The organism is Duganella sp. CF402, assembly GCF_900109645.1.
In the GTDB taxonomy this organism is placed as follows: Bacteria; Pseudomonadota; Gammaproteobacteria; order Burkholderiales; family Burkholderiaceae_D; genus Rugamonas.
Window position 1 is genome coordinate 590041 of sequence record NZ_FOBG01000002.1, and the last position, 11719, is coordinate 601759.

At 63.9% G+C, this 11719-nt stretch carries 13 protein-coding genes; 9 read left to right on the forward strand and 4 right to left on the reverse strand.

All coding sequences use genetic code 11. The features are described from left to right. Nucleotides 1-42 precede the first annotated feature (42 nt). From pilB to BMZ70_RS20650, 3 genes are read left to right on the forward strand one after another with little or no spacing between them, the layout of a single operon-like run. The gene (gene pilB, locus BMZ70_RS20640) at nucleotides 43-1773 is read left to right on the forward strand and encodes a type IV-A pilus assembly ATPase PilB (protein ID WP_092278936.1); all 1731 of its coding nucleotides are present in this window, start codon (nucleotides 43-45) and stop codon (nucleotides 1771-1773) included. A 10-nt stretch (nucleotides 1774-1783) separates the two neighbouring features. Further along, nucleotides 1784-3001, forward strand: coding sequence for a type II secretion system F family protein (locus BMZ70_RS20645; protein WP_092278938.1), 1218 nt, complete (start codon nucleotides 1784-1786; stop codon nucleotides 2999-3001). A 2-nt stretch (nucleotides 3002-3003) separates the two neighbouring features. Then, nucleotides 3004-3657, forward strand: coding sequence for a response regulator (locus BMZ70_RS20650; protein ID WP_092278940.1), 654 nt, complete (start codon nucleotides 3004-3006; stop codon nucleotides 3655-3657). Nucleotides 3658-3677: 20 nt separating this feature from the next. Here the strand turns inward: BMZ70_RS20650 and BMZ70_RS20655 are convergent, their stop codons facing one another. Continuing rightward, nucleotides 3678-4469 carry a sensor histidine kinase gene (locus tag BMZ70_RS20655; RefSeq protein WP_165403609.1) on the reverse strand — a complete coding sequence of 264 codons (792 nt, stop codon included), beginning with the start codon at nucleotides 4467-4469 and terminating at the stop codon, nucleotides 3678-3680. 154 nt (nucleotides 4470-4623) lie between these two features. Here BMZ70_RS20655 and BMZ70_RS20660 point away from each other — a divergent pair, with 154 nt between their 5' ends. From BMZ70_RS20660 to BMZ70_RS20675, 4 genes are all read left to right on the forward strand, one after another. Then, on the forward strand, nucleotides 4624-5496 hold the full coding sequence (locus BMZ70_RS20660) for a prepilin peptidase (RefSeq protein WP_092278944.1): 873 nt from the start codon (nucleotides 4624-4626) through the stop codon (nucleotides 5494-5496). Beyond that, entirely contained in the window at nucleotides 5493-6101 is a 609-nt protein-coding gene (gene coaE / locus BMZ70_RS20665; RefSeq protein WP_092278946.1) for a dephospho-CoA kinase, read from the forward strand. Before BMZ70_RS20660 ends, coaE begins: the two co-directional genes overlap by 4 nt. A 106-nt stretch (nucleotides 6102-6207) precedes the next feature. Next, entirely contained in the window at nucleotides 6208-6963 is a 756-nt protein-coding gene (gene zapD, locus BMZ70_RS20670) for a cell division protein ZapD (protein WP_092278948.1), read from the forward strand. Nucleotides 6964-6974: 11 nt separating this feature from the next. Beyond that, the gene (locus BMZ70_RS20675; RefSeq protein ID WP_092278950.1) at nucleotides 6975-7148 is read left to right on the forward strand and encodes a DNA gyrase inhibitor YacG; all 174 of its coding nucleotides are present in this window, start codon (nucleotides 6975-6977) and stop codon (nucleotides 7146-7148) included. A gap of 142 nt (nucleotides 7149-7290) precedes the next feature. Here the strand turns inward: BMZ70_RS20675 and BMZ70_RS20680 are convergent, their stop codons facing one another. From BMZ70_RS20680 to argJ, 3 genes are read right to left on the reverse strand one after another with little or no spacing between them, the layout of a single operon-like run. After that, entirely contained in the window at nucleotides 7291-7689 is a 399-nt protein-coding gene (locus tag BMZ70_RS20680; RefSeq protein WP_092278952.1) for an NUDIX domain-containing protein, read from the reverse strand. After that, a complete protein-coding gene (locus BMZ70_RS20685; protein ID WP_092278954.1) occupies nucleotides 7686-8555 on the reverse strand; it encodes an ATP-binding protein in 870 nt (289 codons plus the stop codon). The genes BMZ70_RS20680 and BMZ70_RS20685 overlap by 4 nt, the downstream gene beginning before the upstream one ends. 1 nt (nucleotide 8556) lies before the next feature. Then, nucleotides 8557-9795, reverse strand: a complete 1239-nt coding sequence (argJ, locus tag BMZ70_RS20690; RefSeq protein ID WP_092278956.1) for a bifunctional glutamate N-acetyltransferase/amino-acid acetyltransferase ArgJ — start codon at nucleotides 9793-9795, stop codon at nucleotides 8557-8559. 238 nt (nucleotides 9796-10033) lie between these two features. On the opposite strand from argJ, the gene BMZ70_RS20695 reads away from it, so the two are divergent. Further along, entirely contained in the window at nucleotides 10034-11245 is a 1212-nt protein-coding gene (locus BMZ70_RS20695) for a porin (RefSeq protein ID WP_092278958.1), read from the forward strand. Nucleotides 11246-11261: 16 nt separating this feature from the next. Beyond that, entirely contained in the window at nucleotides 11262-11672 is a 411-nt protein-coding gene (locus BMZ70_RS20700) for a type 2 periplasmic-binding domain-containing protein (protein WP_092278960.1), read from the forward strand. Nucleotides 11673-11719 lie beyond the last annotated feature (47 nt).

Below are 11719 nucleotides of genomic sequence, written 5' to 3' on the forward strand. Positions count from 1 at the left end.
CATTATTTGGGATCGCCCTCCTCCAACCTGACCCACGCGACTATGGCAGCAGTCCTACCGAACGCAGCGCCAGGCGCCCCGATGCCGGGGTTGGCAAGGGCATTGCTGCAAGCCGGCCGCCTGACCGCCCCGCAAGCCGAGGGTTTGTTAAAGAAGTCGGTGGCGGAGAAGCAGGCCTTCATTGATGTGCTGCTGGCCAGCGGCAGCATCGACTCCAAGGCGCTGGCCGCCTTCTGCGCCGAAACCTTCGCCTATCCGCTGATGGACGTCAGCGCGCTCAGTATCGAGGCACTGCCGCCCAAGATCATCGACCACAAGCTGATGCAGACCCAGCGCGTGATCGCCCTTGCCAAGCGCGGCAACAAGATGTCGGTGGCGATTTCCGATCCGACCAACATCCAGGCGCTGGACCAGATCAAGTTCCAGACCGAGTCCACGGTCGAGCCGGTCATCGTGGCGCACGACGCGCTGCTGCAGCTGCTGGCGCGCATCAGCAAGAGCAGCGAGCAAAGCATCGCCGAGCTGGCCGGCGAGGAAGCCGATATCCAGTTCGCCGAGGAGGAGGAAGCGCCCAATACGGTGGCCGACGCCGGCGCCAACGATGTGGAAGACGCGCCGGTGGTGCGCTTCCTCAACAAGATGCTGATGGACGCGGTCAACATGGGCGCCTCCGACTTGCACTTCGAGCCGTTTGAAAAGTTTTACCGCATCCGCTTCCGCGTCGACGGCGTGCTGATCGAGCATGCCCAGCCGCCGATCTCGATCAAGGAAAAGCTGGTGTCGCGCATCAAGGTGCTGGCCAAGCTCGATATCTCGGAAAAGCGCGTGCCGCAGGACGGCCGCATGCGCCTGATCGTCTCGCCGACCAAGACCATCGACCTGCGCATCTCCACCCTGCCCACCCTGTTCGGCGAAAAGACCGTGATGCGTATCCTCGACGCCACCCAGGCGCAGATGGGCATCGATTCGCTCGGCTACGATCCCGACCAGAAGGAACTGCTGCTGGACGCCATTCAGCGCCCTTACGGCATGGTGCTGGTGACCGGCCCGACCGGCTCCGGCAAGACGGTGTCGCTGTACACCTGCCTCAACATCCTGAACAAGCCCGGCATCAATATCTCGACCGCCGAAGACCCGGCCGAGATCAACCTGCCCGGCGTCAACCAGGTCAACGTCAACGACCGCGCCGGCCTGACCTTCCCGGTGGCGCTGAAATCGTTCCTGCGCCAGGACCCGGACATCATCATGGTCGGCGAGATCCGCGACCTCGAAACCGCCGACATCGCCATCAAGGCGGCGCAGACCGGGCACATGGTGTTCTCCACCCTGCACACCAACGACGCGCCGTCGACGCTGACGCGCCTGATGAACATGGGCGTGGCGCCGTTCAACATCGCCTCGTCGGTGATCCTGATTACCGCCCAGCGCCTGGCGCGCCGCCTGTGCAACTGCAAGCAGCCGGTCGACATCGCGCCCGACTTGCTGGTCAAGGCCGGCTTCAAACCGGAAGAGCTGGACGGCAGCTGGAAACCCTACGGCCCGGTCGGCTGTGAGCGCTGCAATGGCGGCGGCTACAAAGGCCGGGTCGGCATCTACCAGATCATGCCGATCACGCCCGCGATCGAAGCCTTGATTCTGGCCCACGGCAACTCGATGGACATCGCCGCCCAGTCCGAGAAGGAAGGCGTGAAGTCGCTGCGCCAGTCCGGACTGGTGAAGGTCAAGGGCGGCCTGACCAGCCTGGAAGAAGTACTCGGCTGCACCAACGAATAGGATAGCGATCATGGCAACATCGGGCGGCAATCAGATCAAGGAGTCGGTCTTCTCGTGGGAAGGCAAGGACAAGACCGGCAAGACGGTGCGCGGCGAGCTGCGCGCCGGCGGCGAGGCGGTGGTCAACGTCACCTTGCGCCGGCAAGGCATCATGGTCACCAAGGTCAAGAAGAAGGCCTACCGCTCGGGCAAGAAAGTCACCGACAAGGACATCACGCTGTTTACGCGCCAGCTGGCCACCATGATGAAGGCCGGCGTGCCGCTGCTGCAGTCGTTCGACATCGTCGGCAAGGGCCACGCCAATCCGTCGGTGGCCAAGCTGGTGATGGATTTGCGCGCCGATATCGAGACCGGCACCAGCCTGAACCAGGCGTTCCGCAAGTTCCCGCTGTACTTCGACCCGCTGTTCTGCAACCTGGTCGGCGCCGGCGAACAGGCCGGCATCCTGGAGGACCTGCTGACCCGGCTCGCCATCTACAAGGAAAAGACGCTGGCCATGAAGGCCAAGATCAAGTCGGCCCTGACCTACCCGGTGTCGATCCTCGGGGTGGCGTTCATCGTCACGGCGGTGATCATGATCTGGGTGGTGCCGGCCTTCAAGGAAGTGTTTGCCAGCTTTGGCGCCAACCTGCCGGCGCCGACCCTGTTCGTGATGGCGCTGTCGGAATTCTTCGTGCAGTGGTGGTGGGCCATCTTCGGCAGCCTGTTCGCGGCGATTTACTTCTTCTTCCGCGCCTGGCAGCGCTCGCTGCAAGTGCAGCGCTTCATGGACAAGCTGCTGCTCAAGCTGCCCATCTTCGGCGAGGTGATCCGCAAGGCCACGGTGGCGCGCTGGACCCGCACCCTGTCGACCATGTTCGCGGCCGGCGTGCCGCTGGTGGAATCGCTGGACTCGGTCGGCGGCGCGGCCGGCAACGCGGTCTACCTCGACGCCACGCGCAAGATCCAGACCGAAGTCAGCACCGGCACCAGCCTGACCGTGGCCATGCAGAACGCCGACGTGTTCCCCAATATGGTCACGCAGATGGTGTCGATCGGCGAGGAGTCCGGCTCGCTCGACGCCATGCTGTCCAAGGTGGCCGACTTCTACGAGGAAGAAGTGGACGAGGCCGTGGCCGCGCTGTCGAGCCTGATGGAGCCGATGATCATGGTCATCCTCGGCGTGCTGATCGGCGGCCTGGTGGTGGCCATGTACCTGCCGATCTTCAAGCTCGGCTCGGTGGTCTGAAGATGGCCACGGTCCCGATCACCGTGATGACGGCGGACGATCACCCGTTGTTCCGCCAGGGCATCGCCAGCGTGCTGGCCAGCGATCCGGCGTTCCGGCTGGTGGCCGAGGCCGCCGGCGGTCGCGAGGCGATCACGCTGTACCGCAACCTGCGGCCCGACCTGGTGCTGATGGATATCCAGATGCCGGACCTGGACGGCGTTGAAACCACGCACATCATCCGCAACGAATTCCCGCACGCCGCCGTGGTGGTGCTGACCACCTACGAGGGCGACGCGCTGGTGATGCGCGCCATGAAGGCCGGCGCCGCCGGCTACCTGCTGAAAAGCGCGGCCCGGCGCGACATGCTCGACACCCTGCGCGCGGTCCACTCCGGCCGGCGCCACGTGCCGCCGCTGCTGGTGCAGGCAGTGGCGCGCCACATGCCCGGCGATGAACTGACCCCGCGTGAAATCCAGGTACTGGAACTGGCCGCGCTGGGCAAGAGCAACCGCCTGATCGGCCGCCAGCTGTGCATCGCCGAGGAAACCGTCAAAGTCCACATGAAAAATCTGATGGCCAAGCTGCAGGCCAACGACCGCACCCACGCCGTGCTGATCGCGCTCGGCCGCGGCATCATCGGCATGCGCAACCGGCCGCGCCCGCTGGTCAACTGAGCCAGTCCAGCCCTGCGCCGCTAGCTGCCTGCCTCGGTGCGGCCCAGCCAGGCCGCCAGCCGCTGCTGCCAGCCGCTCTTGCGCGGGCTCTGGTAACAGACTTCGCCCGGCACCTTGAGGATCACTTCCGTGCCCTGCTCCGGCAAACTCAACACCTCCAGCGTACCGCCCAGCCGCGCGGCGCGCTCGCGCATGCCTGCCAGCCCGCGCGGCGGCTGCGCCATGCCCTTGCCGTCGTCGCGCACATAGACCAGGAAAAATTCGCAGCCATACACCAGCTCCAGCTCGATGGTGGCGGCCTGCGCATGCTGGAAGGCGTTGTACAGCGCTTCGCGCGCGATGGCGTAGATTTCCTCGCCACGGTCGCCATCGATGAAAGCCTGCTCGCCGCCGACCAGCATGCGGAACGGGATGTTGAAATTGTCCTGCAGCGACTGGCCGATGGCCGCCAACGCCTGGCTCAGGTTGTCGCCGTACACCACCGGCATGCGCAATGCCAGGATCTGGTGGCGGCCTTCGGCCAGCACGTCGTCGGCCTGGTCCAGGATGCGCTCGATGGTGAGGCGTTCCGGGCTGTCGGCCGCCAGCCGGTGGCCGACGCCCTGGATGCGCAGGATCAGGCCCTGCATGCTTTGCAGCAGGGTGTCGTGCAGGCCGGTGGCCACGCGCTCGCGCTCGGCCAGCAGGCGCAGGCGCGCCTCGTAGCCGCGCCTTACACGGCGCAGGCAAATCACAAACGCGGCCAGGAAAGCAAAGCAGGACAACAATAGCCCGAGCAGCAAAAACAGCGGTGTCTGGGAAAACGACGACAAGATAGCTCCGGGCGGGAAAACAGAACTGCCACCTTGCCAGTGTTCCCGGCGCTTGCCCATCTCCCCGAGGATATAAGGGAGTCCGGAAAAACGTCCGCAATGTTGCCGTAATGCTTTAAACTGAGTCCGTGATAATTAACGCAGATTGACGCCCATGTCGGAATCTACCCTGTTGTTCGCCCCCGCCGGCATGCTGGCCATCAGCCTGATCGCCGGCCTGTTCGGGCTGCTGTTCGGCAGCTTCCTCAACGTCGTGATCCACCGCCTGCCGATCATGATGCAGCGCGAATCGGATAACTACGTGGCCTCGGAAAGCGGCAAGCCGCTGCCGCACACCACGCGCTACAACCTGGTGCTGCCGCGCTCGGCCTGCCCGCACTGCCAGCATCAGATCACGGCGGCGGAAAACATCCCGGTGGTCAGCTGGCTGGTCTTGCGCGGCAAGTGCAGCAAGTGCAAGGCGCCGATCTCGGCGCGCTACCCGGCGGTGGAACTGCTGACCGGCGCGCTGTCGGCGCTGGTGGTGTGGAAGCTGGGCAGCGGCTGGGCCGGCCTGTCGGCGCTGTTCTTCCTGTACGCGCTGATCGCCATGACCTTCATCGACGCCGACACCCAGCTGCTGCCGGACGACCTGACCTTCCCGCTGCTGTGGGCCGGCCTGCTGATGAATGTGAACGCCACCTTTGTGCCGCTGCAGGACGCCGTGATTGGCGCGGCACTCGGCTACCTGGCGCTGTGGTCGATCTACTGGCTGTTCAAGCTGGCCACCGGCAAGGAAGGCATGGGCTACGGCGACTTCAAGCTGCTGGCGGCGCTGGGCGCGTGGATGGGCTGGGCCATGCTGCCGACCATCATCCTGCTGTCCTCGGTGGTGGGCGCGGTGGTGGGCATCGCCCTGATCGTGTTCGCCAAGCGCGGCCGCAACAACCCGATTCCGTTCGGTCCCTACCTGGCGGCGGCCGGCCTGATCGCGCTGCTGTACGGCGGCCCGCTGTCGGCCTTCACCCTGAGCGTGGTCCATCCATGAGCGCACAGCCCTTTGCCATCGGCCTGACCGGCGGCATCGGCAGCGGCAAGAGCACGGTGGCCGACATGTTTGCGGCGCGCGGCGCCACCATCGTTGATACCGACCTGATCGCCCACAGCATGACCGCGCCCAACGGCCCGGCCATGCCGGCCATCGTGGCCGAGTTCGGCCCCGAGTTTGCCGAGCCAAACGGCGCGATGGACCGCACCCGCATGCGCCAGCTGGTGTTCAGCGACGCCGGCGCCAAGGCGCGGCTGGAAGCCATCCTGCATCCGCGCATCCGCGACGCCGCGCTGGCGGCCGGGGCGGCGGCCAGCGGCAGCTATGTGATCTACGCGGTGCCGCTGCTGATCGAATCGGGCACGTGGCGTGCACGGGTCGCGCGCCTGTTGGCGGTAGACTGTCCGGAGGCGCTGCAAGTGGCGCGCGTGATGGCGCGCAACGGCCTGCCGGAAGCGCAGGTGCGGGCCATCATGGCGGCGCAAGTGAGCCGCGCCGAGCGGCTGGCGGCGGCGGATGATGTTATTGTCAATAATGCAGGAATCGATACTTTGGCAGCGCAAGTGGACCGTTTGCACGCCTTATATCTGCAAATTCGCTGGTAATTTGCGCTAGAAAGGCAATAATGCCTTCGCAACGTTTGTAATTTTGCTTGGCTTGCTTCAAAATCACGAGAATTCTTTGCAGGTCCATCTATAGAGGGATGTTATTTTGATCGTCTACGAATATCCTTTCAACGAGCGCATACGCACGTTGCTGCGCCTGGAGGATTTGTACGAGAAATTCAAGTTCTTTGTGCATCAAGAACATCCCATGCAGCACCACGTGGCGCTGGCCACCATCTTCGACATGCTCGAAGTGGCCGGACGCGCCGACCTGAAATCGGACCTGCTGCAAGAACTGGAGCGCCAGCGCCAAACGCTGCTGGGCTACCGCATGAATCCCAATGTGCAGGCCGAAACGCTGGACGCCATCCTCAACGAGCTCGATGGCGTGAGCAGCGCGCTGGTCGCCGCCCAGGGCAAGACCGGCCAGAACGTGCGCGACAACGAATGGCTGATGAGCATCCGTGGCCGCACCATTATTCCGGGCGGCGCCTGCGAGTTTGATCTACCGTCCTACTACGCCTGGCAGCAGCGCCCGGCCGAGCAGCGCTTCAACGACATCGCCACCTGGTTCGCGCCGCTGGCGCCGCTGTTCGACGCGCTGGGGCTGGTGCTGCGCTTGCTGCGCGATTCGGGCGGCCCGGTCAAGATGATCGCGGTAGCCGGTAGTTACCAGCAGATGTTGCAGGGGAAGGTGTACCAGATGCTGCGTCTGACGCTGGATGAATCGCAGGGCGCGATTCCGGAGATTTCGGCCAACAAGTACATGCTGTGGGTGCGCTTCACCTCGCAGGGCGGCGACCTGAAACCCAAGCCGCTGGAAGATGATGTACCATTCGAGCTTACCCTTTGTAACTTCTAAAGTAAGCTGTCATGACCACTGTTGTTGAATGCCCGACCTGCTCCACCAAAGTGGAGTGGAAGCCGGAAAACAAATTCCGCCCGTTCTGCTCGGAACGCTGCAAGAAAATCGACTTAGGCGCGTGGGCGGAAGAGAAATACGTCATTCCCGCCGCACCGCCTAAAGACGCTCACGACGAAGAATAGCCACGCGTCGTCCCGGCGAAGGTGGGCGGTCCGCCGCTGCGGCCCATAGAACGCTTGCGCCAACGCACCGCATATTCAGCATGGATTCCGGCCTTCGCCGGAAGTCATTTCGCCCAATGGGCGGAATGACGGTGTCGGCGGATCAGGCGTAGCGGACTTGCTCCAGCCACTCCAGCAAGGGTATGGTGGCTGGCAACAGCGGCTCCACGCCCACCGTTCCCTGCCACGCAAACGCCTGCCCTTCCAGGCTCTGCGGCTCGCCGCTCCAGTCACGGCTGATGAAGAAGTGCAGCCGCACATGCGCGTGCGGATAGACGTATTCCACACCGCACCACTCTTCCGCCGAGTGGATGGTCAGGCCCAGCTCTTCCACGAACTCGCGCTTCAAGGCTTCCAGGATAGTCTCGCCCGGATCGACTTTACCGCCCGGGAATTCCCAGTAACCTTCATACGGCTTGCCGGCCGGGCGCTGGCCCAGCAGCAGGTCGCCGTTCGGCTTGACCAGCACGCCGACCGCGACATCAACAGGTTTCTGCGTCATGCCAGCTTCCCTGCGTAGTCCTTGGCAAACTGCCACGCCACGCGGCCCGAACGCGAGCCGCGCTGCAAGGCCCAGCGCAAAGCATCACCACGCGCATCGGCAATCTGCTGCTCGCTGCAACCCAGCGACGACAGCCAGTGAGCAACGATGGTCAGGTAATCGTCCTGCTTGAACGGATAGAACGTCAGCCACAGGCCGAAGCGTTCAGACAGCGAAATCTTCTCTTCCACCGTTTCGCCCGGATGCAGGTCGCCGTCCTCATCATGCTTGTAGCTCATGTTGTCGGACATGCGTTCCGGCAGCAGGTGACGGCGGTTCGAGGTCGCATAAATCAGCACATTGTCCGACTGCGCCGAAATGCTGCCATCCAGCGCCACCTTCAGCGCCTTGTAGCCGCTCTCGCCTTCTTCAAACGACAGGTCGTCGCAGAAGATGATGAAGCGCTCGGGACGCTCGGCCACCAGGTCGACGATATCCGGCAGCTCGGCCAGGTCGGCCTTGTCCACCTCGATCAAACGCAGGCCATCCTTGCCGAACTGGTTCAGGCAGGCCTTGATCAGCGAAGACTTGCCGGTGCCGCGCGCGCCGGTCAGCAGCACGTTGTTGGCCGGCTTGCCCGACACGAACTGGCGAGTGTTCTGCTCGATCTGCTCTTTCTGCGGGCCGACGTGCTGCAAATCGTCCAGCGCGATGTTCGACACATGCGCCACCGCCTGCAGGTAGCTCGGGCCATTGGCGCGCTTGCGCCAACGGAAAGCGTAGCCGCGATCCCAGTCGGTCTGCGGCGCAGCCGGCGGCAGGATGGCTTCCACGCGCGCCAGCAGCGACTCGGCGCGCGCCAGGAATTGTTCGAGGGCGGCCGACATCTTACGAGCGGTAGTCGGCGTTGATCGACACGTAATCGTGCGACAGGTCGCAGGTGTACACGGTGGCCGAGGCCGCGCCGCGCGCCAGCTTCACGCGCACCACGATCTCGCTCTTCTGCATCACGCGCTGGCCGTCTTCTTCCTTGTAGTCCGGATTGCGGCCGCCGTTCTTGGCCACCCACACATCGTCCAGGTACAGGTTCAGTTTCGACACATCCAGATCATCGACGCCGGCGTAGCCGATCGCGGCCAGAATGCGGCCCAGGTTAGGATCGGAAGCGAAGAACGCAGTCTTCACCAGCGGCGAGTGACCGATCGAATAGGCGATCTTGCGGCACTCTTCCACGTTCGCGCCCTCTTCCACCACGATGCTCATGAACTTGGTGGCGCCTTCGCCGTCGCGCACGATGGCTTGCGCCAGGAACAGCGACAGTTCGGTGACGGCGTCGCGCAGCTGCGCGTACTCCGGCTGCGAGGTCGAGGTCACTTCCAGCGAGCCGGCGCCGGTGGCGATCAGCATGAAGGAGTCGTTGGTCGAAGTATCGCCGTCGATGGTGATGCAGTTGAACGAGTGGTTGGCCGCGTGCTTGACCAGCTCATCCAGCACCGGCTGCGCCACCTTGGCGTCGAACGCCAGGTAGCCCAGCATGGTCGCCATGTTCGGCTTGATCATGCCGGCGCCTTTCGAGATGCCGGTCATGGTCACGCTATGGCCGCCGATGGTGACGGTGCGCGAGCCGGCTTTCGGCTGGGTGTCGGTGGTCATGATGGCTTCGGCCGCGTTGTACCAGTTGTCGGCCTTCAGGCCGGCCACGGCTTGCGGCAGGCCTGCGATGACCTTGGCGGCCGGCAGCGGTTCGAGGATCACGCCGGTCGAGAACGGCAGAATCTGCGCCGCGTCCACGCCCAGCTGCGCCGCCAGCGCGACGCAGGTCTCGTTGGCCAGCGACAGGCCCAGCTCGCCGGTGCCGGCGTTGGCGTTGCCGGTGTTGACCAGCAGCGCGGCAATCGGCTTGCCGCTGGTTTTGGCGGCCGCCAGGTGCGCCTTGGCGATCTGCACCGGCGCGGCGCAGAAGCGGTTCAGCGTGAACACGCCGGCCACGGTGGCGCTCGGCGCCAGCTTCATCACCAGCACGTCCTTGCGGTTCGGCTTCTTGATGCCGGCTTCGGCAAAACCGATTTCAACGCCGGCGACCGGCTTCAGTTCGGAGGCAATGGGCAGGGGGGAATTGACGGCCATATTCGTGATCTCGTGGGTAAAAAGTGGGAGCCGCTATTGTAATGCCTGACGCCCCCCAGTGCGTTTTTGCATAAAAACTACAAAAATTAGCATGATCGTTCGGTTTAACGTTTTTCCATTTCGTGCCGTACGGAAATTAGTCTAAGGTGTGAACCGAATGCCCCATCCCCGCATTGTCAAGAGACGCACCTGACGGCACAACCGTCATACCAACAATAACCTCCAACGGACTCAATACATGAAAAAGCACCTGTTAGCAGTAGCAGTACTGGCCGCCACGGCCCAGGCCCAGGCCGGCGCCCTCGACGATGGCAACCTGAGCATCAGCGGTTTCGGCACCGTCGGCGTCGCCCAGAGCAACACCGACGACGTCAAGTTCGCGCGTTACAACCAAGCCGACGGCGTCGGCGACAGCGCCCGCCTCGGCCTCGACACCAACCTCGGCCTGCAAGCCACCTACAAGATCAACGACTGGCTGTCCGGCACCGCGCAGGTGCTGACCCGCAAGGCCACCGAACACACCTTCACCACCGACCTGACCTGGGCCTTCCTGAAAGCCCGCATCAACGATGAAGTCTCGGTGCGCATCGGCCGCGTGGTGGTGCCGACCTTCCTGATCTCCGACTACCAGAACGTCGGCTACGCCAACACCATGATGCGTCCGCCGATCGAGATGTACGGCCAGGCCCCGATCGAAAACTCGGACGGCGCCGACATCAACTACCAGCACGCCTTCGGCGACCTGAACTTCACGGCCCAGGCCTTCGCCGGCGTCAGCCGCGGCAAGCTGTTCGTCTCCTCGGGCGCCGGTTCGACCGCCACCTACCGCGCGCCAGCCGCCGGTTTCAGCGTGGCCGGCGAATACGGTCCGTTCATGCTGCGCTTCGCCCACGCGCGCGCCGACATGCAGATCAACGACATCCAGCCGATCAACGCCCTGACCACCACCCTGGGCGCGGTCGGCTTCACCCAGCTGGCTTCGGACATCACCTTCAAGACCGGCAAGAAGATCGCCTTCACCTCGATCGGCGGCACGATGGACTGGAACAACGTGGTCGGCCAGGCCGAATACGCCCAGCGCCGCGCCAAGGAAGCCGTGTACCTGCCGGACACCAACGCCTGGTACGCCATGATCGGCTACCGCTTCGGCAAAGTGCTGCCGTACTATGCCCACGCTTCGGCCAAGGGCGCCGGCAGCTCGGTCACCGTGCCAGCCGCGCTGGCCAAGGTGCCGGCCCTGAACGCCGGCGTCGCCAACCTGCTGGCGTCGGCCGAGCAAACCTCGGACATCATCGGCGTACGCTGGGACTTCGCCAAGCAACTGGCGCTGAAAGTGCAGGTGGACCGTGTCAAGCCGGGCGCCAAGTCGGGCCAGCTGATCAATGTGCCGGCTGCCGGCTATAGCAAGGACGTGACCGTGGTAGCGGCCGGCCTGGACTTCGTATTCTGATCGGGAGACTAGAACAATGAAAAAAATCGCAAGCGCTCTCCTGTTGTCGGCGTTCGCCGCAGCAGCCGTGCCGGCATCGGCCGCCGAAATCGTGGTCATCGTCAGCAAGCAGAACCCGGCCACCCGCATGTTCTCGGAACAGGCCTCGCAATTCTTCCTTGGCAAATCGAACCTGTTCACGCCGGTCGACCAGGCCGACGGTTCGGCCATCCGCAACGAGTTCTATCACAAGGTCGCGGACAAGGACGCGGCCCAGGTGAAGGCCCTGTGGTCCAAGCTGGTGTTCACCGGCAAGGCCACGCCGCCGAAGGAATATCCGAACAGCGCCGAGGTGAAAAAAGCAGTTGCTGCCGATCCGAAGGCAATCGGGTATATTGATAAATCGGCAGTTGACGATACTGTAAAAGTGATCCTGACCTTGCCTTAATTCCAGGGCGTCCGCGTTCGCTCCTGGTGCCACCTGACTAGGAGTGA

Bases quoted from the DNA above. Each gene is read 5' to 3' on its own strand.
- pilB (WP_092278936.1), top strand. From the start codon at position 43: ATGGCAGCAGTCCTACCGAACGCAGCGCCAGGCGCCCCGATGCCGGGG.
- BMZ70_RS20645 (WP_092278938.1), top strand. From the start codon at position 1,784: ATGGCAACATCGGGCGGCAATCAGATCAAGGAGTCGGTCTTCTCGTGG.
- BMZ70_RS20650 (WP_092278940.1), top strand. From the start codon at position 3,004: ATGGCCACGGTCCCGATCACCGTGATGACGGCGGACGATCACCCGTTG.
- BMZ70_RS20660 (WP_092278944.1), top strand. From the start codon at position 4,624: ATGTCGGAATCTACCCTGTTGTTCGCCCCCGCCGGCATGCTGGCCATC.
- coaE (WP_092278946.1), top strand. From the start codon at position 5,493: ATGAGCGCACAGCCCTTTGCCATCGGCCTGACCGGCGGCATCGGCAGC.
- BMZ70_RS20675 (WP_092278950.1), top strand. From the start codon at position 6,975: ATGACCACTGTTGTTGAATGCCCGACCTGCTCCACCAAAGTGGAGTGG.
- BMZ70_RS20680 (WP_092278952.1), bottom strand. From the start codon at position 7,689: ATGACGCAGAAACCTGTTGATGTCGCGGTCGGCGTGCTGGTCAAGCCG.
- BMZ70_RS20685 (WP_092278954.1), bottom strand. From the start codon at position 8,555: ATGTCGGCCGCCCTCGAACAATTCCTGGCGCGCGCCGAGTCGCTGCTG.
- argJ (WP_092278956.1), bottom strand. From the start codon at position 9,795: ATGGCCGTCAATTCCCCCCTGCCCATTGCCTCCGAACTGAAGCCGGTC.
- BMZ70_RS20695 (WP_092278958.1), top strand. From the start codon at position 10,034: ATGAAAAAGCACCTGTTAGCAGTAGCAGTACTGGCCGCCACGGCCCAG.
- BMZ70_RS20700 (WP_092278960.1), top strand. From the start codon at position 11,262: ATGAAAAAAATCGCAAGCGCTCTCCTGTTGTCGGCGTTCGCCGCAGCA.